The following is a 25654-nucleotide window of genomic DNA, read 5'->3' as shown; positions in this document are numbered from 1 at the left end:
CGCAAAACCGCTGCACACTTTTGCTGGAATTGCTCTAGGAACCCTCCTGCTCGCGGCGTCTCCGGCGGATCGTGGCTTGCGCGGCGGAGAGACGCGCGATCGGCACGCGATATGGCGAGCAGGACACGTAGTCGAGATCGGCTGTCTCGAAGAAGCTGATCGATTTCGGATCGCCGCCGTGCTCGCCGCAGATGCCTGTCTTCAGATCAGGTTTGGCGGAACGGCCCCGCTCGACGCCGATCTTGACGAGTTCGCCGACGCCCGACTGATCGATCGACACGAACGGATCGGTCGCAATCACCTCGTGCTCGAGATAGTTCGACAGTATGGGCGCGGCATCGTCGCGCGACAGGCCGAGCACCGTTTGCGTCAAATCGTTGGTTCCGAACGAGAAGAAGTCGGCACCTGACGGCTCCGCTGCAATGTCGGCCGCGCGGAGCGCAGCACGCGGCAGCTCGATCATCGCGCCGATGTCATAGGAGATGGAAACGCCTGTTTCCGTCTCGACGGCTTTCGCCGTTTCGGCAATCACCTCGCGCAAGATGTCGAACTCGCGCCGATAGGCGATGAACGGGATCATGATCTCGGGCCGGACTGCCTCACCTGTCTTCTTGTGAGCGTGGACGGCTGCCTCAAAGATCGCACGCGTCTGCATACGCGTGATCTCGGGGAACTTGATGCCGAGGCGGCAGCCACGAAAGCCGAGCATCGGATTGAACTCCTCGAGCTCGGCGACCCGTGCCTTGAGGCGCATAAGGTCCATGCCAAGGGCCGCCGCGACTTGCGCCGCCTCGCGATCCTCGTGAGGCAGGAATTCATGAAGCGGCGGATCGAGCAGCCGGATCGTCACGGGGAGTCCGGCCATGATCTCGAACAGCTCTTCGAAATCAGCGCGTTGGACAGGAAGCAGTTTATCGAGCGCCTGCTGGCGGCCCTCCTCGTCTTCCGCGCAAATCATTTCGCGAACGGCGAGAATGCGCTTTTCTTCGAAGAACATATGCTCGGTGCGGCAGAGGCCGATGCCTTCCGCGCCGAACGAGCGCGCCTGACGGGCATCGCGCGGCGTATCGGCATTCGTGCGCACCTTCATGCGGCGCGTACTGTCAGCCCATTCCATGATCGTGCCGAACGTGCCGGAAAGCTGAGGCGGCAGCATCTTTGCCTTGCCGGCATAAACGCGGCCCGAGCTGCCATCGATCGAGATGACGTCGCCGGATTTGAACGTGCGAGCGCCGGCCCGCATGATGCCGGCGTTGGCATCGATCCTGAGCGTACCAGCGCCCGATACGCACGGGCGCCCCATGCCGCGTGCGACGACGGCGGCGTGGCTGGTCATTCCACCCCGCGCCGTCAGAATACCGACCGCCGCGTGCATGCCATGGACGTCCTCGGGGCTTGTCTCCGAACGGACGAGAATGACATCTCGCCCCTTGGCCTTCAGCGCCTCAGCCATCTCCGAATGAAAAACGATCTCACCTGAAGCGGCTCCGGGCGACGCCGGAAGCCCTTTGGCGATGAGGTCGTGCTCGGCTACCGGGTCAATCGCCGGATGCAAGAGCTGGTCGAGCTGCGCGGGCTCTATTCTCAGGATTGCTTCATCCTGAGTGATGAGGCCTTCGGCTGCGAGATCGACGGCGATCCTCAGCGCTGCTTCCGTGGTTCGCTTGCCCGCGCGCGTTTGCAGAATCCACAGCTTTCCAAGCTGAATAGTGAACTCGACGTCCTGCATGTCGCGATAGTGCTGCTCGAGGCGATCGAAAATTCTGCGAAGCTCTGAAAAGACTTCAGGCATCGCGATTTCGAGCGACGTCTCCGGCGTGCCGATCGTGCTTTTCTTCGTCAGCGGATGCGGCGTCCGGATACCGGCCACGACATCCTCGCCCTGCGCGTTCGGAAGATATTCGCCGAAGATTTCCTTCTCGCCGTTCGATGGATTGCGCGTGAATGCAACGCCAGTCGCGGAATTGTCGCCAAGGTTGCCGAACACCATGGCCTGAACGGTTACGGCGGTTCCCCAGTCATCGGGAATGTCGTGCAGCCGGCGATAAGTCTCGGCGCGCGGGTTGTGCCAGGAGTCGAAAACCGCCGCGATCGCGCCCCACAGCTGCTCGCTCGTATCTTGCGGGAACGGCGCGCCATGCTCGCGTTCGATGGCGGCCTTGTAATCGGCGATGATTTCGCGCCACGCGTCGGCGTCGAGGTCGGTATCGGCGGCGAAGCCGTTAAGGTTTTTGAAATTCTCGAGGATGTCCTCGAATGCCCCGTGATCGACGCCGAGCACGACGTCGCCATACATTTGTATGAAGCGGCGATAGCTGTCGAACGCGAAGCGCGCATCGTGCGTCAGCTCCGCCAGGCCCTCGACCGTCTTGTCGTTGAGACCGAGATTCAGGATCGTATCCATCATGCCGGGCATCGACGCGCGCGAGCCGGATCGAACGGAAACGAGCAGCGGACATTTTTCGTCGCCGAATTTCGCCGAAACCGTATTGCCGATGGCTTCGAGCGCTTGCATCACCTCGCCCTTCAGGGCTTCGGGCAGGGTAGATCCTGCGGCAAAGAAGGCTTTGCAGACCTCGGTCGTGATCGTGAATCCCGGCGGTATCGGAAGGGCGAGCGACGCCATCTCGGCAAGATTGGCCCCCTTTCCGCCCAGGAGTTCTGCCATGCGGGCGCTGCCCTCGGCATTGCCGGGCACGAACGCGTAAACCCATTTCTTTTTGCCGCCGGCGTTTGGCTGTGCCATCAGACCTCCAATGCGGTCTTCATGCTGCCTACCACTCTCGTCAGGAGTGATCGGCGCAGGGAGAGGTGCCATAGCAAATGAGACCCGGTATTCCTAGCTTTCGTATCCAGTTCCCCTGCCAGCCGCCCAACAAGCCAGAAAGTCTAGCACGATGAGCACGCTCGAAACCGTCCTCGACACCCTCGGCAAATCGAAATCGGCCGGTCTCGATCGCTTATTCGAGCTTTTGCGGATCGACAGCGTCTCGACGGACCCAGCTTACAAGGCGAGCTGCGTCAAAGCCGCCGAATGGTGCGCGGCGACGCTCAAGGACATCGGATTTGCCGAGTCCAAGGTTGTGCCAACAAGCGGTCATCCGATGGTAGTCGCCCATGACCGACTTAGTCGCGATCCGAAAATGCCGCACGTGCTGTTCTACGGGCATTACGACGTGCAGCCGCCCGATCCGCTGGATTTGTGGAAGACGCCGCCGTTCGAGCCACGCATTGCCAAAGAGGACGGGAACGGCGACGTGATCGTCGCTCGCGGGGCCGAAGACAACAAGGGTCAGCTCATGACCTTTTTCGAGGCGGCGAGAGCCTGGAAGAAAGCTGCGGGCGAGCTGCCGATTGCCGTTTCGGTGCTGATCGAGGGCGAAGAAGAGTGCGGGTCGCCGTCACTGCCGGCTTTCCTCGCCGCGCACGGAGACGAACTCAAGGCCGATCTCGTGCTCGTTTGCGACACGGGGCAATGGGACAAGGATACGCCCGCTATCACGACGATGCTGCGCGGCCTCGTGGGCGACGAACTCATCATCGCGGGGCCGTCGCGCGACCTTCATTCGGGTATCTATGGAGGCCCGGTCGCGAACCCCATTCGCGTTCTCGCGAAGGTTATGGCCGCGCTTCATGACAACACCGGCAAGGTGGCCGTTCCGGGCTTTTATGACGGCGTCAAAGAACCGACTGCGGATCAGCTAGCGCAATGGGAATCCCTCGGCGTTAGAGCAACATCGTTTCTCGGGTCCGTCGGCTTGTCGGCGCCAGCAGGCGAGAAGGGCCGGTCTGTCATCGAACAGCTCTGGTCGCGGCCGACGCTCGAATTCAACGGCGTTACGAGCGGCTATCAGGGCGTCGGTTCGAAGACGGTGATCCCGGCGAAAGCTTCCGTGAAGATTACGTGCCGCTTGGTTTCGGGACAGGATCCCGAACACGTCATGAAATCCATCCGCGATTACGTCGCGACGCTCATTCCTGCGGATTGCAAGGCGACCTGGCTCGGCCATCACGGTTCCGGCGCGATCATGTTCGACACGGGCGATCCGTCGATGCGCGCGGCCGCGAAGGCACTCGAAGAGGAATGGGGCAAACCGGCCGTCCTGATGGGAAGCGGAGCGTCCATCCCCATCGTCTCGTCGTTCCGCGATGCGCTCGGCATGGACAGCCTGCTGATCGGTTTCGGCCTCGACGACGACCGCATTCATTCACCGAATGAAAAGTACAACGTCCGAAGTTTCGAGAAGGGCGCGCGCAGCTGGGTGCGCATTCTTGCGGCGCTGGCGAAGCAATCGGCATAGGCTGCAGCGTCATTCGGCCTGACACAGTATCTGGAACTCAAAACACCGAGACAATGAAATGCTGAGACCGCATCTCCTGCTCACGATCCTGGTCTTTGCGCTCCTCGGATTCTACATAGCGCATTTCGTCGCCGAGCAGCGGACGGCGCTTTCGCCGAGCACGAACTCGAGCGGTAGCAGTACAGGCGCGAGCTCCGGCTCGGGCGGCTCGAACCGACGGGCGGACAACGACGATTACGGCTCGCGATCGGACCGCGACGGCTACGGCGGAGACGAGCCCGGCAAGTTCGACTACTACGCGCTCGTCCTTTCGTGGAGCCCGACTTACTGCGCCGATCAGGGGCGTGACGACGACACGCAATGCAATCGCCGCGACGGACGCCGGTACTCCTTCGTTCTGCACGGGTTATGGCCGCAGTATGAAAGCGGTTACCCTTCGAATTGCCGGCTGTCGCGACGCCCCTTCGTGCCTGAGCCCGTCATCTCCAACATGCTCGACATCATGCCGAGCCGTGGACTCGTGATTCACGAGTACCGCACACATGGAACGTGCTCGGGCATGGACCCGGTGCAATATTTCGCGACGGCCCACCGGCTGTTCGACAGCATCTCCATACCCGACCGGTTTCGTAATCCCTTCGAATCGCAGATCGTGTCGGCCGCGGACGTCGAGCGGGAGTTCCTGCGCGCCAATCCGCAGTTCCGGCCGGACATGCTCGCGGTCGTTTGCGGCGGCGCGGGCGGAAGCCTCAGGGAAGTTCGGTTCTGCCTCTCGAAAGACGGCAAGCCACGCTCATGCGGCCAGAACGAAACGCGGCGCAGGCTCTGCACGGCCAACCAGGTTTTCATTCCGCCGGCGCGTTCGACGAAGGACAATAACTGGCAGAGCGGGCAGTCGGGTTCGACGAACCGCGACCCGGCGCCAATCGATCGATCGTCGCCGCTTCCAGGGCCACGCATGGATTACGATTACGGCCGTCGCGCCCAATAATCGCGAGCTTTCAAGTCGGCCGGGGCGGATTGCGAACGCTGCGCTGGATCGCGGGCTGCTAGGCCACCCTACGGGCGCGTTCGGGGCGCCATGAACGCGGCGCGTCGGCAATCCAGCCAACGCTGCGGCGCTGCGTAAAGCCCTCGAGCGCCATCGGATTGAGGCTCCAACCGGCAGCGACGGCGAAGACGTTCTCTTCGGTCGGATGCAGCAACAGCTGGCCGCCGAGATCACCGTGACGCTCGGCGATGCCCCTGATCTCGACGTAGGATAGTCCCAGCCGCCTTTCCTCAGACGTCGGCTTGCCGGAATCCCAGACGACGCCTCCCTCGCCTATCGCGAACGATCTTTTGGGGCGCCCCTTATCGACGCGCGCCCAGGCGTAGAAGTCTATGATCGGGAAGGACGCAAAGTACTGCACGCCCCGAAACTGCTTACCCAGATGCCTGAGCAGCGGCGTCATCTTGTCGATAAACGGGGAACCGGCGGGCAGCGGCAGCGATTCTCCGGCGATGATCGTCCAGCCTCGAATGGGCGGCGAAATGAAAAGCAGTCCGTCCGAGACTTCGGGATCGTAAATCGCACCGATGCCCGAATCCCAGTTCGCGGGGCGCAAGCCCGTCAATCCGAGCGCTGCAGCCACGGCGTCACTGTTTTCGGTTTGAATGGCGAGCCAAGCCATGTCCCGGCCAAACGCGCGCGGCTGGTCGGGCGCGTTCGCCAGCCGGACGTGGTGCGTCAGGAAACGCGGCACCAAGACCTTGCCGGCGATCACGGTGGTCAGGATTACGAGCGCGAAGACGAATATGAGCACGGAGTGAGCCGCAGATGACCAGAACCCATCGCTTCAATCTCTGGCCTGAGTTGCGCGATTTCTCAAGTAACGGTCTTAAGGCCGCTGGTGAAAACTCTGGAGTGTTGGGCGCACCAGCGAATCACCGTTCCGCCAGCAGGGCCGCCTAGCAGCCCTGCCTGGGTCTTCGAATTGCAAACGCGCCTAACGCGAAAAACCGAGGCCTTGAATAGGCCCCGGTTTATAACGGCGACGGGATAGGTCGTCTCGATTACGGGAGGTTTACACCAGCCTGGAATACGAAACGGGCGTCGGCGAAACCATTCGGGTCGTCCTGTTTGCTGATGCTGGTATCCCAGTACCGGAAGTCCATGAAGTACTTGTCTACGGTCAACTTCACGCCCGCGTTCCAGTAGACGTAGGAGTCAGTGCCGGGATTGCATGTGCCGCCAAACCTATCCGTGCACAAGGCATCGAAGGTATTGTCTCTTTCGGCATGGGTATAACCGACCGCGCCGCTGAGCGTCGGCGTAAATATGCCCCAAGCAGGAAGCGTGTAAGCCGCGTCGAACTCTCCCGTTTCCGTTACCGGCGAGGCGAAGCCGACGTCTGGCGTTGCGTATCCAACGGCGGTCAGGCTCAGGTTTGTAATGGGTGTGATCGTCGCCGCAATTTTGAATTCGACATAGTCCGTGCCGGCGTTCGTCGGATTGATTTGCGAGACTCCGTGGCTTGGGTTTGAATAGTACAACACGCCCAAATCCCAGCTGATTGGTCCCGTTACAGGCCTGACGCCAGCATATATGTCCAATTCCCATGGATCGCCGAGACCATCGTGGACGTTCGATCCCCAGAAATCGAGATACCAAGTGAGATTCGGCGTGCCGTAGGTAAACTCGATGAACGGCTGGAAGGCCGGATCGTTATTATTGAGCGAAATACCACGGAAGATATAGTCGCTCGTGCCCGTAATGGTGATCGAGTAGCCGAACTTCCGCTCTCCATCGTCGTCAGCGAGTGCAGCCGAAGACATACCGATCGCAGCAATCGCGGCGAAACCGGCAGCCCCCAAGAAACCCTTTAGATTCTTCATAAGACAAACCCCCGTCCCAGATCTACGGCTCGCTGCCCCGCTCTATGCGGACGCAGCGACTCTCTCTGCCGCTCCAAGTTAGAAAAACTTTTTCCCGCAAATCACACAAGTCCCTATGCGTCATACTTTGTGACTTACGCTGACGATGTCACCTCATGGCAACGGTGCTGCGATTCGATGCCGACACTTGAATTTTTGCCTTGATTTTAATCAGATAAGCGATCTCGGCCTCGTCCTGGCATCACCAAAATGCTGAAAATGTCGCCAGTCAGCCCATCGTATTTTCAGCCCCCCTGATGCGGGTGCGCCAGACTTGTCGCCCTCCGAAGCCAAGTATGCTCAATGGAGCACAAAGTCCGACTCCCCATTCGCGAAAAACAGTGATCATGAACCAACATCAGAACGAAACACCGACCGCTCTCATTACCGGGGCCGCACGGCGAATCGGCCGGGCGCTCGCGCTGGACCTTGCGCGTGACGGCTGGACCGTCGCCATCCACTACCGGAAATCGGACGACGAAGCCGAGAGCCTCGTCCGCGAAATCGAGAATAGTGGCGGACGCGCAAAATCTTTCCGCGCCGATCTCGCCGGGTCCAATGCTCCGCGCCAGCTGTTGGCGGACGTCGTCCGCGACCTTGCCCCGCCGACGGTGCTCATCAACAACGCTTCGGAGTTCCTGCCCGACACGATCCAGAGCCTCGAGGACGGCACCTGGGATCTTCATCTCGCCATCAATCTCAAAGCGCCGATGTTTCTCGCGCAAGCGATGGCCGCGAGTCTGCCATCAGGTTGCGAGGGCAACATCATCAACATCATCGATCAGCGCGTCTGGAACCTGACGCCCGAATTCTTCTCCTATACGATTTCCAAGGCCGGTCTCTGGACGGCGACGCGAACGCTCGCCCAGGCACTCGCGCCCCGCATCCGCGTCAACGCCATTGGACCTGGCCCCGTGATGCGGAGCATCCATCAGAGCGACGACGACTTCATTCGCGAGAGCCAGTCGACGCTGCTCGAACGGGGCGCATCGCCCCAAGAAATCGCGGCGACAGTGCGGTTTATTCTCGCCACGCCGTCACTTACCGGACAGATGATCGCCCTCGATGGAGGGCAGCATTTGACGTAACCAAACGCCGCGACCGCTCGCCCCTGCCGCAATCTGACCGCGCATCGTTCTCAATACGGCCTAATTGGTCCGCGACTCTCGGATTCGCGACCCGATGGGGGTTTATCAACTTTTTATTAACGTTAAGCGCTTACGAACCTTAATGGTTTGTTGGGCGCCTTTACGGGGGTGCCGCGTGTTCAAGGGTGTATCCATGATTGGCCGTGTTCGAGCGCCGTTGGCGTTCGTCATCGCAGCAACCGCGCCTTTGGCTGCCGTTGCTATGTCTCTGCCGGCTCAGGCAGCGGATCTTCCTCAGGTTAAACTCAGCGCCAAAAACAAGGTTCCTGCGTGTGCCACGCCGGGACGGCTCATGGGCTTTTTGCAAAGCCGCAACCCCGGCATTGATCCAAAATTCGAAAAAATTGCCGCGGATTACATGCGTGTCGGCAACGAACTCCAGATTCGCTGGGACATTGCCTTCTTTCAGATGATGCTCGAGACGGGCAATCTGACCTTCAAAGGCGACGTCTCCGCCAAGCAGAACAACTTTGCCGGCATGGGCGCCACGGGCAAGCATGTTCCCGGCGAAAGCTTTGCTGACGTCAGCACAGGCGTCAAAGCTCATCTTCAGCACCTCCTGCTCTATGCCGGCGAACATCTCGACAATCCGGTCGCCGAGCGCACGCGCAAGGTCCAGGAATGGGGCGTGCTGACGGACTGGCAGAAATCGCTCAACGGTCCGATCGACTATACGCAGCTCGCCAAGCAGTGGGCGCCGACCTCCCGTCATTACGCCCGGGATATCGCGGGTCTCGCGGAAGCGTTCTACGGCAGCCCGTGCAAGGGTTCCGATCCGAAGCCCGAGCTCATGGCGGCAGCCAAGGCGGGTAATGCACCTGCGAAGGCAGACTCCGACAATCAGAGTGCACCGGTCGAAACGGCTATGGCCGAAGACCCGGCCAAGCCGGGTGCCCAGCTTTCCGGCGCCGATCTCGCCCGCCGCGCCGTCGAAGAAGCTCGCAAATCAGGGTCCTTCGTCCGTTCGGGTCTCGGCGCTGAATCGCTGATCCCCACAACGGATACGACACCGGCCGTCGGTGAGCCCGCGGTCGCCGACCAGGCGCCGACGTCCTTCAAGATCATCAACGCTGTCGCGCCGACTGACGATGCGTCGACTGCGGCAAACGCCAATTCGGGTGCAGCCGCAGCAACGGCCGACACGCGCGGGCCAGCTGATCAAGCTCCTTCCGAGGCACCCGCGAAGAAGACTTCGACCAAGAAGATCCAGACCGCCGCTTTGGGCGCTGGAACGAAAGCCTCCGTCACGTCCGGTGCCACGACGAAGGCCGCAATCATGGTGCCGCCCGCCGGAGTCAAGCCGAACTGCAAAGTCTGGACGGCAAGCTATGGCGGCGGTCATTCGGTGATCATCCGCGCGCGCGCCGATCACCAAGACAATTACACCGTCCTCGATGTCAATGAAGGATCGGAAAAGCGGGAAGCCGACGCCTACATCGCAGCCTACGCAAAAGGCGGCGAGACTGTCGGCGAATTCTCCAATCCCTCGCAGGCCCTCGACAAAGCTTTCGAGCTCTGCCCCGACGGCTGATTCCAACACGTGATTTTAAAGGACAACTGAATGGCGACTAAGTCGCTTGTGTTGCGTATTTTTGCCTGCACTTTAGCGTCTGCATCGTTTGCGTTAGCAATCGATGGCGCTCACGCCGCTCCGCCCATTCGAACGAGCGAAACCAACCAAGTCCCCGCCTGCGTCACGCCTGAACGGCTCATGGCGTTTCTCGGCGAACGCAATCCCAACGTCGATCCGCGCTACCGCGAAATCGCCCACTGGTACAAGTACTACGGCGAAGGCTGGCGCGTGCGTTGGGACTACGCATTTTTCCAAATGGCGATCGAGACGAACTACCTGAAGTTCCGTCGCGAAGACGGGAAGCGCGGCGACGTTTGGGAAACACAAAACAACTTCGCCGGTATCGGCGCGACCGGCGGCGGTGTCCGCGGCGAGTTCTTTCCCGACATAAAGACCGGCGTGCACGCGCAAATCCAGCACCTTGTCGCCTATTCGGGTGATCGCCTCGCGGCACCGGTGGCGAAGCGCACGCGCGAAAACCAGGACGACATTGCTGCGCAGTCGCGGCGTCTCGGACGCCCCGTGACGTTCGGCGACCTCGCGCGACGCTGGGCAGCCGATCGCGCTTACGGCAAATCGATCGACTTCGTCGCTGGCCTTTATCAGAAGCGCTATTGCGATCCTGCAGCGCCTTCCACCGAAGACGCAGCCGTTCCCGCTCCGCTGCCAATGCGCAGCGAATGGCGCGCTCCGTTCCGGCCGCCGTCAGGCCTTGGTGGTCCGAAACCGGAAGATCTGCCGGAAGCGGGGCTCAATAATCCGGCCGCGCCTCAGGCTCCGGCTACCGGGATGACCGGCGTTCCCGGCAAAGCCGCTGCGAAAGGCGGCAAGCCGGCGTCGAAATCGAAACCGAAGCCGTCTGTCGCTGCTAAATCTCCGAACGCGAAAACCGCTCGGGCGAAGCACGAGGCGAGCAAGAAGAGCGCTGCCGCTCGTGCGGAACCAAAGCTTGCCGACGCCTCATGGGCAAGCACGACCATTGTGGAGCGGCAATTGCCTGCTGAAAACAATGGCACGAGCGAGGCCCCGGCGGCCGCGCCCGCCGTTCAACAAACGGCAGCGGCATCGTCCGGCTTTTTTTCGCTGCCCTGGCTTCCGACATTCAAGATTGCTCCAAGTCGCGAAGAACCTTCGCGGCTTGGCGGCCCGCTGCCAGCCGAACTCGGCGCTGCCGCGAAGGCTGCACAGTCGGCGCCTGCTGGCCCGTGCAAAGTGCTTACCGCGAGCTACGGCGGCACAAAAACATTGCTCATCCGCTCGCATTCCGGCGCCGAAACACAGTACACGGCACTGACGATCGTCGACGGCTTCGAAAAATCGATGTTCGACGCCTATGCGCGCACCGAAGCCGTTGGCGCTGAGGTTATCGGTGAATATCCGACGCAAGACGCGGCTTTGTCGGATGCCAAGTTCAACTGCCCGAACGACTGAACACGCTGGCGGCAATCCTCCGGGCGCTGCCGATTTTTTTTCCTTAAGCCCTATTCAGAAGACGGCGCGAGATATTTGAGAGCGGCCGTCGAAGCTGCGCCGCCGAGCACGCAGGGAATGCCGGCTTCGACCTGCCCCATCACGCCCGCCGCGACGCAGCCGAGTGCGAACACCGTCTGTCCAGCCTGTCCCCACCAGTTGTAGTTACGAAGGCTTTCCGGCCCTTTGGCCTTTAGTTCGTCGATCGATGCGAGCGCGTCCTTGCGCAGCTTCGACAGCTCCAACGTTTCGGCGGCGTCGATGACTTCGCCCAGCGGCTTTTTGAGCTTCGGATCACTGTCGTTCGAAATCTTCTTCAGAAGCAGCAGCAGATCCTCATTGCGCGAGGCATTCTGCGCGAGCGTCCATTTCGCCATCGCGCCGGTCGTCAACAAATCCACCTTGTCCTTATCGAGCGAGAGTTCGAGCGCTGCGACGATGCGGCGGACGGGTGCTTCCCAGCCCGTTGCGAAGTAATAGCCCCAGTTTAAATCGATGACGCCGGCATCGTCCTTGATCGAAAGCGCAGTCAGGGTCGGCTTGTTGCCAAACATGTACTTGTCGATCAGAACCTTTCGCGCCGGCATGCGTTCGACGAATTTCGCCATGGTGTCGCGCCAGCGCGGAAGACCCGAATAGGCGATCGCCTTGACGACGAGCACCTGATCCTCCGGCGGCAGCGGGAACATCTTCGCGATGAGTTCGTCGGCAATATCGGGATTGGCACCAAGCACACCGGCGGTAAAGCCGATATAGACGCCCGCCTGATCGATTTCCCTGATCGCGCCCAGCGCCGACATCGCCTTCACGGCTTCCGGCGCGCGTTGGGGCTCAGGCTTTTTGCGGTAGTCGTTGATCCATTTGAGCAGCTCTTGGGTATTCTGAAATGGCTTCGGCGGCTTTTCCTTCATCGGCTTTGCGAGCGCAAAAGCCGGCAGGACAACCATCAAAACCATGCCGAGAACGGCGATGACGCGACGCATAACTCCCCCTCGGCGCTGCCTTATTCCCCATTGTCCTAAAGAGCTTGCACACGACGCCCCCGGCGTGTTGATTTTGTGGCGCAAGATCGACGCCTTGCTTGACCTCGGCGGCAGCCCAACTTTAGTTGCGCCATGACCGAAGAGCCGACCACATCCACATCGCCGCCGGAAACGCCCGCAAAGACGGGGCCGGAAGTGATTGCCGCGTACTTGAAGCATCTGCCGCAGAGCCCGGGCGTCTACCGGATGCTCGATGTCGCAGGCGAAGTCATCTACGTCGGCAAGGCGCGCTCGCTGCGCGCGCGTGTCTCGAACTATGCGCGCCTCCAGGGGCATACGAACCGCATAGCGCGCATGGTGCTTGCGACGGCGTCGATGGAGTTCGTCACGGTTGGGACCGAAGCCGAAGCGCTTCTGCTCGAAGCCAACCTCATCAAGCGCTTTCGTCCGCGCTTCAACGTGCTGATGCGGGACGACAAGTCGTTTCCGTACATTCTCATCTGCCGCGACCATCCGGCGCCGGCCGTGATGAAACATCGAGGCGCAAGAAATCGCAAAGGCGACTACTTCGGTCCATTCGCTTCCGCAGGAGCCGTCGACCGCACGGTCAACATGCTGCAGCGGGCGTTTCTTCTGCGCTCGTGCTCGGACAGCGTCTACGAGAGCCGTACGCGACCGTGTCTGCTCCATCAAATCAAACGCTGCTCGGCGCCTTGCACGGGCGAGATAGGACTCGATGACTACAATGTCCTCGTCAATGAGGCTGAGCGCTTCCTGAGCGGCGGCAGCCAGTCGGTGCGCCGCATGTACCAGGAGCTGATGCAGGAGGCGGCCGACAAACTCGAGTTCGAGACGGCTGCCAGTTACCGGAACCGGCTCTGGGCGCTCGCGCACGTCACGGCGGATCAGTCGATCAATCCGGAAGGCGTCGAGGAAGCGGACGTGTTCGCGGCCTATCAGGACGGCGGACAAACCTGCATTCAGGTTTTCTTCTTCCGAACGGGCCAGAACTGGGGCAATCGCGCTTATTATCCGAAGGCCGATCGCTCGCTCAACGTCGAGGACGTTCTTGATAGTTTCATCGCGCAGTTCTACGATGATAAGCCCGTGCCGCGGCTTGTCCTGTTATCGCACGACATTCCGAACCGAGACCTGCTGGCCGAAGCCTTATCGACGAAGGCAGAGCGAAAAGTCGAAATCCGCGTGCCGTCGCGGGGAACCAAGTCGACGATCGTCGAGCACGCGCTGGCGAACGCGCGTGAAGCCCTCGGCCGGAAGCTCGCGGAGAGTTCGTCGCAAGCGCGGCTTCTCGAAGGCATTGCGGAGCGGTTCGGCCTCTCTTCGGTGCCGCGCCGGATCGAAGTGTTCGACAACAGTCATACCGCCGGGACGAACGCCGTCGGCGCGATGATCGTCGCGGGGCCTGAGGGTTTCGTCAAAGGGCAGTACCGGAAATTCAACATCAAGTCCCCGGATACGACGCCTGGAGACGATTATGCGATGATGCGCGAGGTGTTGACGCGGCGCTTCAAGCGGATCGCGGAAGCCGAGGTCATCGACGAAATCCAATCCGAGGCCGCTGAGATTGCCGCGGACGCAACCGGGGGGCCACTATCGCCGGTCGTTGTCGCCGAAGACGATGCCGCCGAAGAACAGGCATTTCCGGACCGGCCCGATCTCGTGCTGATCGACGGCGGCCTCGGGCAGCTTTCGGTCGCGCGCGAAGTTCTCGCCGGATTCGGTCTCCACGACATCGCGCTGATCGGCGTCGCCAAAGGGCCCGATCGTGATGCCGGGCGCGAGCATTTCCATCTGCCCAATCGCGAACGGCCGATCATGCTCGAGGCGAAGGATCCGGTTCTGTATTTCATCCAGCGTCTGCGTGACGAAGCGCACCGTTTCGCTATCGGCACGCACCGGGCGAAGCGCGCAAAATCGCTCGGCGCCAACCCGCTCGACGAGATCGAAGGCATTGGGCCGACCCGCAAACGGGCGCTGCTCACGCACTTTGGCTCGGCAAAGGCCGTATCCCGGGCGGGCGTCGAGGATTTGAAGGCCGTGGAGGGCATTTCGGCCGATATGGCCAAGAAAATCTATGACTTCTTCCACGAGCGCGCGGGATAGTCGCGGGGAAAGCATTAGAGGCTAGCCAGAAGCCTGCCCCCTGCCCTATTTTTGCGGCACTTGGAGGCGAAGGGCCTTCTTCCCGACTGTCATTCCCCTGTTGTCATTCAAAGGCTCTGTTCTGCCGATGCTGAGACGCGCACTTGCGACCCTGGCGATAGCCGCTCTTTTTGCCGTTCCGGGCGCCGTCGCCGCGGAGCAATCGTGGACTCCGGCCGTCACGCCCGTCGCCGATGCGAAGCCGGCAACGCCAGCGCAAGCGCCGCATCCCGCACCGGCCGCTGCTCCAGCTCCGGCGGCAGCTACGGCGCCTGCCGCCCCGGCAAACGCTCCCGCCGCACACCCGGCAGCTGCTCAGCCCGCGCCGGCACAGGCGGCCCCAGCACAGGCCGCACCGGCACAGCCCGCCGCAGCGAATGCTCCTGCAGCCGCTGCCAGCCCCGCTCCTGCTGCTCCCGCGCAAGAACCCGCAGCGGCTCCCGCACCGGAAGCCCCCGCCGCCGCCGCGCCGCCCGCACCTCCGCCTCCGCCCGTACTTTCCCCGGAAGTCAGCTCGACGATCAGCAGCATTGTCGGCGATATGGACGGCGCGGAGAAAACGCTATCGACGATTTCGGGCCTCAATAGCGATCTCGGCCGGTTGCGCGACGATATTGACGGTGTGATCTCGAAGACGACGCAGACTGCGGACGGGCTCCGCCCGCGTCTTTCCGATCTGCAGGTTCAGATCAGGCGTCTCGGCGAACCGCCCGCCAAGGATGCGCCGCCGGAGGCAGCAGCCGTTGCGTCCGAGCGCGCGCGGCTCGATGTGCAGGCAGCCGAGGTATCGGGCGCGATCAAAACGCTCGAAGTGACGTGGTGGCGCGCGCGTCAGGCCATCGACAAAATCACCGATCTCAGGCTGCAGATGTTCGTGCGCAGCTTGACGGAGCAGATGTCGAGCCCACTGATGCCGGAGTTCTGGAGCGACATCGCGCGGCAAAAGTCGAGCGTTCAATGGCGCCTCAAGTACAATGCAGAGGATTGGTGGGGTTCGATCAACAGGCAGAAAGGTAGCGTCCTCGTCCTCCTGGCGGCGGCGATCGGCCTCTACCTGCTGCTGAAGGCGGTGGCACTGGCCGTAACGCGATACCGGCCGGGACCCAACGCTACGCCACCGAGCTTTTTCGAGCGTGCGGCATCGGCATCATGGATAGCACCCGTCCGCGCCATCCCGGGTGTTGCAGCGGTCTTGCTGCTCTATGGCGGGCTCGAATACCTCGGATTGCTCTACTATCCGACCGCGGCACCCGCGGGCACAGCGTTTTTCCGCTACGCGCTCGTCTTCACCGCCGTCTCCGCACTAATCATTTCCGTGTTCGCACCGAACCGGCCGGAACGGCGGCTCATGGCGCTGTCGGACCGCAGTGCCCGGCGTATCACGGTGCTCCTTATCCTCCTGGCGCTGATCAATTCGATCGATCTCTTTCTTTCGAAGTTCGGACAGATCCTTTACTTCCCGCTGTCGATGAGCGTGGCGCAATCGCTGTTTACGAGCCTCGCATTCGCGTTCGTCCTGATCGGGCTGCTGCTGACGCCGTTCGAGCCGAACGAGACGACGCTCGCAAGGCCCGTCGGGCGCAGCGAGCCTATTTGGCTCAAGCTTCCGCTTTGGATCGCAGCCGCGTCGATCATCGGCTGCTGCTTGCTCGGCTACATCGCCATGGGCCGCTTCCTGGCGCAGCAGCTGGTCATGACCGGCGTCGTGGGTCTTATCGCGGTGCTACTGTTTCTTGCCATTCGCGCGTTCACACGCGGGAGCACGACGTCGCGTGGGCATATCAGCGTCATTCTCGAAGAGCGGATGGGCTTCGACGAGCTTCGGCGCAAGCAGCTCGGCTGGCTGACCGAAGTCATCCTGACGTTCGGCGTCGCGTTCGTCACAATCCCGATCCTGCTGCTGCAATGGGGCTTCGCCGCGCCGGACATCCGGGACTGGCTGCAACGGCTACTGTTCGGTTTCGAGATCGGGCAGATCCGCATCTCTATCGTCAAAATTCTTCTCGGTGTCGCGATCTTCGTCGCGCTCGTGTTCGTCACGCGCTTGATCCAGCGCCGGCTCCGCGAAAACATTCTGATCGCTCCGAAGATGGACGCCGGTATCGCGAACTCGATCGATACGGCCGTCGGCTACGCCGGCACGGGTCTCGCCGCCGTCATCGCGATCTCGTATGCCGGTTTCAACATCACCAATCTCGCCATCGTGGCCGGTGCGCTTTCGGTCGGTATCGGTTTTGGCCTGCAGTCGATCGTCAACAATTTCGTTTCCGGCCTCATTCTGCTCATCGAGAGGCCGATCAAGGTCGGCGACTGGGTCGTCGTCGGCAACGAGCAAGGCACGGTTCGCAGCATTTCCGTCCGATCGACCGAGATTGAGACATTCGACCGGGCGAGCCTCATCGTGCCTAATTCCGAGTTGATCACGGGTCGCGTTCTGAACTGGACGCACCGCAGCGCGCTCGGCCGTGTGGTGCTGAAGTTCTCGGCGGGTCCGGACGTCGATCCGAGGCGGGTTCTGGCGGTGCTGACCGAGTGCGCTAACCGGCATCCGACCATTCTGCGCGAACCGGCGCCGATTGCGGTCTTCGAAGGCTATACGGCGACGACGACCGACTACACGCTTCGCGTTCTGCTGCCCGACATCACGCATGGTCTCAGGGTACAGTCGGATCTTAGGGTTGCAGTCTACGAAGCATTGCGGCGTTCAGGTATCGCCTTCGCTACTGCGTTGCCGGAGGCGGCATCCTGACGGCCGATGCGGCTTTCTGCCCGGAGATTCACCATTAGGGGCCGGCGTTTGGCGCCGGGGGATTGACGGCCCCTCACCCCTGCGGCTAACCCAAAATGATGGATCACGTCGCGCACCGCTCGCTTTCGACGAGCCTGCCAAATATCCTGACTTATGGCCGGATGGTGGCGGTCCCCGTGCTCGCGGGCGTCTTGTTTTTCGGAAGCGGGGAATTTGCGCGCTGGCTGGCGTTCGCGATTTTCGTCGCGGCATGCGTGACCGATTGGCTCGACGGCTATCTGGCGCGGATCTGGGAGCAGCAGTCGAACCTCGGCCGCATGCTCGATCCGATCGCGGACAAGCTGCTCGTCGGCGCCACCTTGCTCATGCTTGTCTACACGGACACGATCGGCGGATGGGCGATCTGGGCGGCGCTCATCATTCTATCGCGCGAAATTCTGGTTTCGGGGCTTCGGGAGTTTCTTGCCGAGCTCAACGTCAAAATTCACGTTACGCAGCTCGCGAAATGGAAAACGGCCGTTCAGTTCGTCGCGCTGGCCATGCTGCTGGCCGGACCGGCAGCAGAAGGCATCGTGCCCGGAACGACAAAAGCCGGCGTTCTACTGTTATGGATTGCGGCCCTCCTTACGCTCGTTACCGGCTACGACTATCTGAAAGCTGGTATCCGCCACGCGATCGATCGCTGAGGGCGCCATGACCGAAAAGCTCAATACCGAGAAGCCGGACGCCGGCGAGATCGTTCTGCGTTATTTCGCGTGGCTGCGCGAGCGCACTGGCCTCAGCGAAGAACGCCTAACATTGCCGCCCGGCATTCTGACCGTCGGCGACCTGCTGCTCTGGCAATCGCAGCGCGGGCATCCGTTCGACCAGGCGTTCGCGAAGCCTGAAGCCATTCGCGTTGCGATCGACCATGCGCATGCGAAGCCCGCTGCATCGATCGCATCCGCGCGCGAAATTGCGTTCTTTCCTCCCGTAACCGGAGGCTGAGATGTCTGTTCGCGTTTCGACGGCCGATTTCGACATTTCGGAAGAGATGGATCGGTTAACGTCCGGCAACACCGAAATCGGTGGCGTCGCACTTTTCGCCGGCAAGGTGCGTGGCGACGTCAACGGCGAAGCACTCGCCTCGATGACGCTCGAACATTATCCGGGCATGACGGAGGCCGAACTCGAACGAATCGAAGGCGAAGCGCAACGTCGTTTCGAGCTCTCGGCTTCGTTAATCATTCACCGCGTCGGAGAGTTAAAGCCCGGCGACAACATCGTGCTCGTTATTACGTGTGCGCCGCATCGGAAGCACGCCTTCGCTGCGGCAGAGTTCCTAATGGACTATCTCAAGATGTATGCGCCATTCTGGAAAAAAGAGACATTCGCCAGCGGCGCTACTCGATGGGTGGCTGCACGTGAAAGCGATGATGAGGCGGCCGCTGCCTGGGCTGCATACAGCGAATAAACACCGCTCACGCTGTCTCTCGAAAATTCGCCAAAAAGCCCTTAACGAGAGATTTACCGCTGTTGCCCGATAACCTTACCGACCGATTACACCGACCGCTAAAACGCCATCATCCCTCGGCACATAAGTGCGTCTACGGCGCACTCGGTTGGATGAGCGCGCCTAGGGGGATTGCACTTATGAGCTTGGCTCGACGCGCATCATGCAGCGTCCTCGCCGCGGTTTTCGCCGCCGGGGCAGTGTGCCCGGCTTATGCCAACGACGCGACCACCAGTCAGCCAACCGACGTGAAGATGGCGGCGACATCGCCAGTCACCGCTCCGGCAGCAAGCCGCGCCACGGGGACCCGCTTCGTCATCGGCCTCGGGAGCCAAGTCGACTACGAAGTCTTTTCGCTTTCGAACCCGAACAGGGTCGTCGTCGAGCTGCCCGATATCAATGTGCGGCTGCCGACGCTCGAAGGCAAAGGGCCAATGGGTCTCGTCAAAAGCTTTCGCGCCGGTCTCGCGGCGCGCGGCAAGACCCGCATCGTGATCGACGTCACGCAGCCCGTTGTCGTCGAAAGCTCGGATATCAGCAAAGACAAGGACGGCCAGTTCCGGCTCTCGCTCGCCATCGTTCCGGCGGACGCGGCCTTCACCTCGCCTCCGAAAAACTTCGCGCAGCCTTCCGGTCTTGGTGCGACGGCGGCCTTGCAGCCGCCCGTGCCGCGTCTCGCCGAAAATCCGAGGGAACGCGCAGCGAAGGCGTTCAAGCCGATCATCGTTCTCGACCCCGGCCACGGCGGTCACGACTCGGGCGCGGAAAAATTTGGCACCGTCGAGAAGGACGTCGTTCTCGCCTTCGGTCTCGTATTGCGCGACATCCTGGAGAAGACCGGGCGCTACCGCGTGATGATGACGCGCAGCGACGATACGTTCATCCCGCTCGATGAGCGGACGGCGTATGCCGAGCGCAACAAGGCAAACCTCTTCATCGCCATTCATGCCGATTACTCGGACAATGGCTCGCGTGCCCGCGGCGCAACGATCTATTCGCTGCGCGACGGCGTCGCCAAGTCGCTCGAGCGCTCAGCCAAAGGCAGCCTGGCGCAAAAGGTTCTGACGAAGGACGAAATCGACACCGTCAAAAGTGCCAATGGCGATGTCGATATGATCAAAGACATTCTTGCCGATCTCGCCAACCGCGACGTGGAAATGACGCGCGAGCGCTCCGGCATGTTCGCGAAGACGGTCATCGAAAACATGGGCGAAAGCACGCCGCTTCGCGAGGAGCCCGAACAGCAGGCCGCGTTCCGCGTCTTGAAGACGGCGCAGTTTCCGTCGGTTCTGATCGAGCTTGCGTACGTGACGAACAAGGAAGACGCCAGCAATCTCAAGTCCGGCGGCTGGCGCGAGAAGGTGGCGCAATCGATCGTGACGGCGATCGACAATTACTTCTCTCACGATATTGCGCGCCTGCCGATGTAGCCTCGGGCATCGCCGAACAACTGTAAGCAGTAAAAAAGGCCGGCTCGATTGAGCCGGCCTCAATTTTTGCGTGGCAGGAGTTCGTCGCACCGACTCCTGCATGCATCAGTCACCTCCTACATGGAGGATACTTGTTGTGTTGTCGCCAGAGCAGAAACAGCCAGCGTCTCCTCGACAAATCGTACGAGGAACGAGCCTCGCTTGATCGGAGAAAATGTGGCTGGTGACAGCGCTTCTGCATGAGGCACTCCATCTTCCAGGTATCCGCCACCTCGCTCAGTAGAGCGGGTTATCCAATGCCGAGGCAACGCACGCAGACTCCCAGCACACGGGCTCGCTGGGCGGCGCGCTAACGTTTCAGTGTCGAAATTGGAAAAGCGGAAAGGGTTGGACAGGGACGTGAAGTTGCCGAACCTGAACCAGAACGACGCTCCCTCGGGCAGCCCTATCCATTGCTGCCACGCGCCGTTCGAAGCCATCTGCCGGTCCATCCGGATCCGGTTCAGAGAGAAAAAGGGCATCGACCCTTGGTTCTCGCTCTGACGCTCGCACAAAGTTGTAAGGACACGCCCAACAACGCTTCACGCCTCATAGGCTAAGCGATTCGCATGACAATTCGTGAGATCAGCAACATACCGCGACGGCACGAGCAGGCGGACGCGTGGTCCGTCGGCGCGCACCTCGATCGTCGATATCCCGCCATGGTCGCCGTCGATCTCGAAAGGCACGGTACTCCTCCGGCCGATCGTGGCGGTCTTGACCGGCAGGACGTGTACCCCCTTCGGCCTCGTTTCCGGGTGAGCCATCCAGCCAAGCGCCAGCGATACGAGGTTGGCGGCGACCGCACGCCGCGAGCCGGCTTCCATTACCACCGCCATGAGCGTATCGCGGCCGAAGCCTGCATCGGTCGTCAATGTGAACAAACTGCCGTAGCGGCGCGCGAACGAGAGGATCACCCAGCTGGCGTCGAACCTTCTCCCGTCAAGTTCGACGTCGAAAATCGCCGGCGTTTCAGCGAGGGCGCGGATGACCGGATAGACAAACGCGCCGCGACCGAAGGCGCGTTTCGTGCGGTAATTCAGCTTCGAGATGACGCGCGCGTCGAACCCAGCGCCCAACATGAGAAAGAAAGGCTCGCCGTTGACGAGGCCGCCTCGCGCGTCGATGGGCTCGCCATGCAACAGAACATGGGTGACAGCGCTCACGCTCTTTGCAAGGCCGATCTCGTTCGCCAGCACGTTGCCCGTACCAAGCGGAATGAGGCCAACCGGGAGCGCGGTTCCGGCCGCACCCGTCGCGACAGCCCGGAATGTGCCGTCCCCGCCCGCTGCAATGACGGCGTCGCACGCGTTCCGGCTTGCCAAATCGGCAACGCGTTCAGCGGCTTCGGCGGCGTTACGCGCCGGGACCTGGTAGACGTCCGCTCCGCTTTGGCGCAGCCGCGCAATCACGCCGTCGAGAAGGCGCGGAATAGCGGAGCCTGCTGTCGAATTATAAACGAGTGCGAACCGGCGGCGCATCTTGAGCGGTACCCATAAGACAATGGCGACACCGTCCGGTGCCGCCATCGAAAGCTCATGAGTATAAGCGGGTATGCGCCTTGAACGATCCCGTCAAGCTCGCGGTTCGGCCGCGCGCCGGGTCAGTGCCGGGCTCCCTCCAGCACGGCGGGGGCTTCGGCCTGCCGTGCCGTCGAGGTGACCGCCTTCTGAACCTTTTCGAACGCCCTGACCTCGATCTGGCGGATGCGTTCGCGGCTGACGCCGAACTCTTCAGACAGTTGTTCGAGCGTTGCGGGCTCCTCGGACAACCGGCGAGCTTCGAACACCCGGCGCTCACGATCGTTCAAGACCGACATCGCCGACGACAGATACGACTTACGTCGCGTCAGCTCTTCGTTCTCGACAAGGCGATCTTCCTGCGTCGGCGTATCGTCGACCAGCCAGTCCTGCCATTCGCCGGATTCCGATTCAGCCCGGATCGGCGCGTTGAGGGACGCGTCGCCCCCGAGGCGGCGATTCATATTCACCACGTCTTCCTCGGGCACGCCGAGTTTCGTCGCGATCGTCTTCACGTGCTCCGGCTTCAGATCGCCGTCGTCGAGTGCCTGCAGCTGGCTCTTCGCGCGCCGCAGATTGAAGAAGAGTTTCTTTTGCGCCGCTGTGGTGCCCATCTTCACAAGGCTCCACGACCGCAAGATGTACTCTTGAATCGACGCGCGAATCCACCACATCGCATATGTGGCAAGGCGAAAGCCTTTATCGGGATCGAAGCGTTTGACGGCTTGCATCAGGCCGACGTTGCCTTCGGATATGACTTCCCCGATCGGCAAGCCATAGCCGCGATAGCCCATCGCGATGCGGGCGACGAGACGCAAATGCGACGTCACCAGCTTTTCGGCGGCGTCGGAATCCTGTTTTTCCTGCCAACGCTTGGCGAGCATGAACTCCTCGTCAGGCGCGAGCATCGGGAATTTGCGAATTTCTTCGAGGTATCGCGTAAGGCCAAGCGAACCGCCGGCCAACGTCGGAAGACCTTTTGATGCCATTGCCCTCTACCGGACCTTCACCCGTTTCCGGTTCGGCCCGTGCTCCCTTCAGATTGCGGGAGTCTGTCTACGCTCCCCCAACGCTCGGTGTTACATAGTAGTCAAATCTAGAAATTCACTAGGGGTTCCCGTCACTTCGTCTTGATCGGACGTGACGAAATCCCACATGTACGTGCTAGCTATTTCAAACGGCGGCCGCGCCTCTTATCCGTCGGCTTATGTTGAGTAGGCTTCAAAGCCTCTCCAAGTTGTTCAAGGTCGGCAGGCAATTTACTGCTAAACTTCAGCTTTTTGCCGGAAATCGGGTGTTCGAATCCGAGTTCGGCGGCGTGGAGCGCCTGCCGCGTCAGGCTCGAAGCCACGACCTTCGCATCCTCTCGAAGAGAGGCGAGCCGCGTCTTGAAACCAGCGCCATATGCAGGGTCTCCCAGAACCGGATGGCCGATATGCGCTAGATGCACGCGAATTTGGTGCGTACGGCCGGTTTCGAGGATGAGACGGACAAGCGAAACGTCCCCGCCGGTCTTTTCTCCTGGGAACACGTCAATCACTTCATAGTGCGTCTTGGCGCTGCGACCGGCCTCGCCGCGCGTGACCGTGATTTTCATCCGGTTAGTCCGGCTGCGTCCGAGGCGCGCATCGATGGCGCCGGCCGGCAGTGGCAGCCTTCCCCAAACGAAAGCGAGATAGCTGCGGTGGAGGCGGCCGTCACGACCGTGGCTCTGGAACTGCTCCGCCAATCCCTGGTGCGCCGCGTCCGACTTCGCGACTACGAGCAGTCCCGACGTGTCCTTGTCCAACCGATGGACTATACCCGGCCGCTTGACGCCGCCGACGCCCGAGAGGCTATCGCCGCAGTGGGCGATCAGGGCGTTTACGAGCGTACCGGACGCGTGCCCCGCAGAAGGGTGCACGACGAGACCGGCCGGCTTGTCGATCACGATCAGATCATCGTCTTCGTAGACGATGTCGAGCGGAAGGTCTTCGCCCTCGACGCTGGTTGCTTCTGCTTCAGGCAGACTGACCGTGTAAGTCACGCCAGGTTTGACCGGTGTCCGCGGCTCCCCTATCGTCGCGCCGGCGCGAACGTGGCCATCGCGGATGAGAGATTGGACGCGGGCGCGGCTCATGCCATCGATCTTCGTGGCAAGCCAACGGTCGACGCGCTGACCCGCATCTTCGGGACCTGCGACAACCTCTATGCGGCTTGTTATTTTCTCGTCGATGGGCACGGTGCTCGAAACTATCAGAAAGAAATTTTCGTGATGACCAACGATCAGCCGCAGTCACCTACGGCCGACTTGATGCGCGAACAACGCCTTCAGCGCAATCTCAAGATCGTCGTCGGGGGCCTGGCCCTTCTCATTCTCCTTGGGCTTGGTGCGGTCGCGGTCAAGATTATGGGGCTCGCGCTGGTTGGTACTCCAAGCACGCTATCGCGGACGGTCAGCGTTTCTCCCGGTTCGACGCTTTCGCTGGAACTTCCGAAGGGTGCGCGGATCGTGTCGGTCTCGCTGTCGGGCAGCCGCCTTGCCGTCCAGCACGAGGGGCCGAGCGGCCCCGGAATTGCAATTATCGATATCGACACGGGAAAGCGCATCGCCGACGTGAAGCTTATGGAGGCGTTGCCACACAATTAGCAGCTCCCGCCTGCCCTGGTACGGCCAGGTGGGGCAGATGGCTCATCCGGGTTGTAATTGCCACGCTGTTCTGGGCTTGATCGCGTGGGAATACTCGACTACACGTCCTTTGCGCCTGCCCCGTTCGTCTAGTGGCCTAGGACACCCGCCTCTCACGTGGGCAACAGGGGTTCGAGTCCCCTACGGGGCGCCACAATTCAGCCACATTCTCTAGTTCCGTCGTGCTATCGACGTACTAGTGTAGGCTTCGCAATTCGCGAAGCGCGCGCCTTTCAATTTGCCTGACTCTGGAATTTGCAGATCCAAAAGGACCGTCATTCCACGTCAAACTAAATTCCTATCAAGCGCCATATCAAATTGAGTTCGGTTTCGCTCGCTGCAATTCCTTCTCCTTTGAATTACGACTATCGGCGCATATTGTCCGATCGGACTTCGTCAGCAAGGGGAGTTTTGACGAATTTCGAACGTGACCGGGTTATCCAGGGTCATCCCAGGTTTGCCAGGGCTTGGCAGGGTTTCACGATTTCGCGAGCGTGCACCTGAACGAAGCACACAACACGTCTTGGGCGACAGTGCTGACGAGATGTGCCATCGATTTCGCAGACAAAATTGGAAAAGTCGGCGGCCGCGATGCACCTAGTCGCGACGAACAAAATTGCATTCATGCGTTGCCGCGGAGTTTCTCGCACGCTTGAATGCAGAATGTTACGCTTTATCCCAAAAACGGACTTCGAAGCCGCTATCGGCGTGAGTTGCCCGAAGAAGGATCGTCGCGTCCGCTCCCAGGTGAACTGCTGCCTTTCACGAGCTGGCGCAAACAGTAGTCGATGCCCCTAAAGCGGGCTCGGTGCAGCCAGCTAATACGACCGGCCATCCGTCGCTTTCGGAAGATTGACCCGCCGCGATAGCTCTTCCCCGCTTTCCTTCCGCTCGCTGTACCGGTCAACGAGGTACTCTGCACGGTCACGGGTGAGCAGCGTGAACTTCACCAGTTCCTCCATCACATCCACCACCCGGTCGTAGTAGGCGGACGGCTTCATGCGGCCGTCCTCATCGAATTCGTCGAAGGCTTTCGCTACCGACGATTGGTTCGGGATGGTGATCATCCGCATCCAGCGGCCGAGTACGCGCATCTGGTTCACGGCGTTGAAGGATTGCGAGCCGCCGCTGACCTGCATCACCGCTAGCGTCTTGCCTTGCGTTGGTCGAATTGCGCCCGTCGATAACGGTATCCAGTCGAT

General features: G+C 61.2%; 20 protein-coding genes and 1 tRNA gene. 13 read left to right on the top strand and 8 right to left on the bottom strand.

Annotated elements, in window-relative coordinates; genetic code table 11:
• Nucleotides 1-34: 34 nt before the first annotated feature.
• Nucleotides 35-2746, bottom strand: a complete 2712-nt coding sequence (gene ppdK, locus AB4Z24_RS20730) for a pyruvate, phosphate dikinase (protein WP_441711268.1) — start codon at nt 2744-2746, stop codon at nt 35-37.
• A 151-nt stretch (nt 2747-2897) separates the two neighbouring features.
• Between ppdK and AB4Z24_RS20725 the strand changes: the two genes are divergently transcribed.
• Both AB4Z24_RS20725 and AB4Z24_RS20720 read left to right on the top strand, forming a co-directional pair.
• Nucleotides 2898-4301: a M20/M25/M40 family metallo-hydrolase gene (locus AB4Z24_RS20725; protein WP_441711266.1), complete on the top strand. Its 1404-nt coding sequence runs from the start codon at nt 2898-2900 to the stop codon at nt 4299-4301.
• A 58-nt stretch (nt 4302-4359) separates the two neighbouring features.
• Nucleotides 4360-5292 (top strand): ribonuclease T2 family protein, encoded by a 933-nt coding sequence (locus tag AB4Z24_RS20720; RefSeq protein WP_441711264.1) that lies wholly within the window; start codon nt 4360-4362, stop codon nt 5290-5292.
• A gap of 58 nt (nt 5293-5350) precedes the next feature.
• On the opposite strand, the gene AB4Z24_RS20715 is transcribed toward AB4Z24_RS20720, so the two are convergent.
• Together AB4Z24_RS20715 and AB4Z24_RS20710 are read right to left on the bottom strand one after the other, a co-directional pair.
• Nucleotides 5351-6106, bottom strand: a complete 756-nt coding sequence (locus AB4Z24_RS20715; protein WP_441711262.1) for a hypothetical protein — start codon at nt 6104-6106, stop codon at nt 5351-5353.
• 250 nt (nt 6107-6356) lie between these two features.
• Nucleotides 6357-7178, bottom strand: a complete 822-nt coding sequence (locus AB4Z24_RS20710) for a TorF family putative porin (protein WP_441711261.1) — start codon at nt 7176-7178, stop codon at nt 6357-6359.
• A 386-nt stretch (nt 7179-7564) separates the two neighbouring features.
• Between AB4Z24_RS20710 and AB4Z24_RS20705 the strand changes: the two genes are divergently transcribed.
• From AB4Z24_RS20705 to AB4Z24_RS20695, 3 genes are all read left to right on the top strand, one after another.
• Nucleotides 7565-8305, top strand: coding sequence for an SDR family oxidoreductase (locus AB4Z24_RS20705; protein WP_441711259.1), 741 nt, complete (start codon nt 7565-7567; stop codon nt 8303-8305).
• Nucleotides 8306-8498: 193 nt separating this feature from the next.
• Complete coding sequence (locus tag AB4Z24_RS20700) at nt 8499-9896, top strand: glucosaminidase domain-containing protein (RefSeq protein ID WP_441711257.1); 1398 nt, start codon at nt 8499-8501, stop codon at nt 9894-9896.
• 30 nt (nt 9897-9926) lie between these two features.
• Entirely contained in the window at nt 9927-11369 is a 1443-nt protein-coding gene (locus AB4Z24_RS20695; protein ID WP_441711255.1) for a hypothetical protein, read from the top strand.
• Between the two features lie 50 nt (nt 11370-11419).
• On the opposite strand, the gene AB4Z24_RS20690 is transcribed toward AB4Z24_RS20695, so the two are convergent.
• Nucleotides 11420-12391 (bottom strand): hypothetical protein, encoded by a 972-nt coding sequence (locus AB4Z24_RS20690; RefSeq protein WP_441711253.1) that lies wholly within the window; start codon nt 12389-12391, stop codon nt 11420-11422.
• Between the two features lie 132 nt (nt 12392-12523).
• Here AB4Z24_RS20690 and uvrC point away from each other — a divergent pair, with 132 nt between their 5' ends.
• From uvrC to AB4Z24_RS20660, 6 genes are all read left to right on the top strand, one after another.
• Nucleotides 12524-14515 carry an excinuclease ABC subunit UvrC gene (uvrC, locus tag AB4Z24_RS20685; protein WP_441711251.1) on the top strand — a complete coding sequence of 664 codons (1992 nt, stop codon included), beginning with the start codon at nt 12524-12526 and terminating at the stop codon, nt 14513-14515.
• Between the two features lie 127 nt (nt 14516-14642).
• Nucleotides 14643-17303, top strand: a complete 2661-nt coding sequence (locus AB4Z24_RS20680; RefSeq protein ID WP_441711249.1) for a DUF3772 domain-containing protein — start codon at nt 14643-14645, stop codon at nt 17301-17303.
• Between the two features lie 98 nt (nt 17304-17401).
• Nucleotides 17402-17989: a CDP-diacylglycerol--glycerol-3-phosphate 3-phosphatidyltransferase gene (pgsA, locus tag AB4Z24_RS20675; protein WP_441711467.1), complete on the top strand. Its 588-nt coding sequence runs from the start codon at nt 17402-17404 to the stop codon at nt 17987-17989.
• 7 nt (nt 17990-17996) lie between these two features.
• On the top strand, nt 17997-18290 hold the full coding sequence (gene moaD, locus AB4Z24_RS20670; protein WP_441711247.1) for a molybdopterin converting factor subunit 1: 294 nt from the start codon (nt 17997-17999) through the stop codon (nt 18288-18290).
• Between the two features lies 1 nt (nt 18291).
• The gene (locus tag AB4Z24_RS20665) at nt 18292-18756 is read left to right on the top strand and encodes a molybdenum cofactor biosynthesis protein MoaE (protein WP_441711245.1); all 465 of its coding nucleotides are present in this window, start codon (nt 18292-18294) and stop codon (nt 18754-18756) included.
• A 179-nt stretch (nt 18757-18935) separates the two neighbouring features.
• Nucleotides 18936-20225 carry an N-acetylmuramoyl-L-alanine amidase gene (locus tag AB4Z24_RS20660; protein WP_441711244.1) on the top strand — a complete coding sequence of 430 codons (1290 nt, stop codon included), beginning with the start codon at nt 18936-18938 and terminating at the stop codon, nt 20223-20225.
• A 581-nt stretch (nt 20226-20806) separates the two neighbouring features.
• Here the strand turns inward: AB4Z24_RS20660 and AB4Z24_RS20655 are convergent.
• From AB4Z24_RS20655 to AB4Z24_RS20645, 3 genes are all read right to left on the bottom strand, one after another.
• Nucleotides 20807-21793, bottom strand: coding sequence for a diacylglycerol/lipid kinase family protein (locus AB4Z24_RS20655; RefSeq protein ID WP_441711242.1), 987 nt, complete (start codon nt 21791-21793; stop codon nt 20807-20809).
• A gap of 74 nt (nt 21794-21867) precedes the next feature.
• Nucleotides 21868-22773 carry an RNA polymerase sigma factor RpoH gene (gene rpoH / locus AB4Z24_RS20650; RefSeq protein WP_441711240.1) on the bottom strand — a complete coding sequence of 302 codons (906 nt, stop codon included), beginning with the start codon at nt 22771-22773 and terminating at the stop codon, nt 21868-21870.
• A 179-nt stretch (nt 22774-22952) separates the two neighbouring features.
• Nucleotides 22953-23903: an RluA family pseudouridine synthase gene (locus tag AB4Z24_RS20645; protein ID WP_441711238.1), complete on the bottom strand. Its 951-nt coding sequence runs from the start codon at nt 23901-23903 to the stop codon at nt 22953-22955.
• Here AB4Z24_RS20645 and AB4Z24_RS20640 point away from each other — a divergent pair.
• Together AB4Z24_RS20640 and AB4Z24_RS20635 are read left to right on the top strand one after the other, a co-directional pair.
• Complete coding sequence (locus tag AB4Z24_RS20640; protein WP_441711236.1) at nt 23883-24413, top strand: hypothetical protein; 531 nt, start codon at nt 23883-23885, stop codon at nt 24411-24413. The two genes, AB4Z24_RS20645 and AB4Z24_RS20640, sit on opposite strands and share 21 nt — an antisense overlap.
• A gap of 117 nt (nt 24414-24530) precedes the next feature.
• A tRNA-Glu gene (locus AB4Z24_RS20635) sits at nt 24531-24606 on the top strand.
• Between the two features lie 664 nt (nt 24607-25270).
• Here the strand turns inward: AB4Z24_RS20635 and AB4Z24_RS20630 are convergent.
• Nucleotides 25271-25654: NAD(P)H-dependent oxidoreductase (locus tag AB4Z24_RS20630; protein ID WP_441711234.1), on the bottom strand; the 384-nt coding region annotated here is incomplete at its 5' end.

This window comes from Hyphomicrobium sp. 2TAF46, assembly GCF_052114865.1.
Taxonomy (GTDB): Bacteria; Pseudomonadota; Alphaproteobacteria; order Rhizobiales; family Hyphomicrobiaceae; genus Hyphomicrobium_B.
Note: the sequence above shows the minus strand (reverse complement) of the source record. Positions and strands in the feature narration are given on the sequence as shown.

What these genes read in the sequence shown, in the direction of transcription:
- ppdK (WP_441711268.1), bottom strand. Translation starts at nt 2,746, where the DNA reads ATGGCACAGCCAAACGCCGGCGGCAAAAAGAAATGGGTTTACGCGTTC.
- AB4Z24_RS20725 (WP_441711266.1), top strand. Translation starts at nt 2,898, where the DNA reads ATGAGCACGCTCGAAACCGTCCTCGACACCCTCGGCAAATCGAAATCG.
- AB4Z24_RS20720 (WP_441711264.1), top strand. Translation starts at nt 4,360, where the DNA reads ATGCTGAGACCGCATCTCCTGCTCACGATCCTGGTCTTTGCGCTCCTC.
- AB4Z24_RS20710 (WP_441711261.1), bottom strand. Translation starts at nt 7,178, where the DNA reads ATGAAGAATCTAAAGGGTTTCTTGGGGGCTGCCGGTTTCGCCGCGATT.
- AB4Z24_RS20705 (WP_441711259.1), top strand. Translation starts at nt 7,565, where the DNA reads ATGAACCAACATCAGAACGAAACACCGACCGCTCTCATTACCGGGGCC.
- AB4Z24_RS20700 (WP_441711257.1), top strand. Translation starts at nt 8,499, where the DNA reads ATGATTGGCCGTGTTCGAGCGCCGTTGGCGTTCGTCATCGCAGCAACC.
- AB4Z24_RS20695 (WP_441711255.1), top strand. Translation starts at nt 9,927, where the DNA reads ATGGCGACTAAGTCGCTTGTGTTGCGTATTTTTGCCTGCACTTTAGCG.
- AB4Z24_RS20690 (WP_441711253.1), bottom strand. Translation starts at nt 12,391, where the DNA reads ATGCGTCGCGTCATCGCCGTTCTCGGCATGGTTTTGATGGTTGTCCTG.
- uvrC (WP_441711251.1), top strand. Translation starts at nt 12,524, where the DNA reads ATGACCGAAGAGCCGACCACATCCACATCGCCGCCGGAAACGCCCGCA.
- AB4Z24_RS20680 (WP_441711249.1), top strand. Translation starts at nt 14,643, where the DNA reads ATGCTGAGACGCGCACTTGCGACCCTGGCGATAGCCGCTCTTTTTGCC.
- pgsA (WP_441711467.1), top strand. Translation starts at nt 17,402, where the DNA reads ATGGATCACGTCGCGCACCGCTCGCTTTCGACGAGCCTGCCAAATATC.
- moaD (WP_441711247.1), top strand. Translation starts at nt 17,997, where the DNA reads ATGACCGAAAAGCTCAATACCGAGAAGCCGGACGCCGGCGAGATCGTT.
- AB4Z24_RS20665 (WP_441711245.1), top strand. Translation starts at nt 18,292, where the DNA reads ATGTCTGTTCGCGTTTCGACGGCCGATTTCGACATTTCGGAAGAGATG.
- AB4Z24_RS20660 (WP_441711244.1), top strand. Translation starts at nt 18,936, where the DNA reads ATGAGCTTGGCTCGACGCGCATCATGCAGCGTCCTCGCCGCGGTTTTC.
- AB4Z24_RS20655 (WP_441711242.1), bottom strand. Translation starts at nt 21,793, where the DNA reads ATGGCGGCACCGGACGGTGTCGCCATTGTCTTATGGGTACCGCTCAAG.
- rpoH (WP_441711240.1), bottom strand. Translation starts at nt 22,773, where the DNA reads ATGGCATCAAAAGGTCTTCCGACGTTGGCCGGCGGTTCGCTTGGCCTT.
- AB4Z24_RS20645 (WP_441711238.1), bottom strand. Translation starts at nt 23,903, where the DNA reads ATGAGCCGCGCCCGCGTCCAATCTCTCATCCGCGATGGCCACGTTCGC.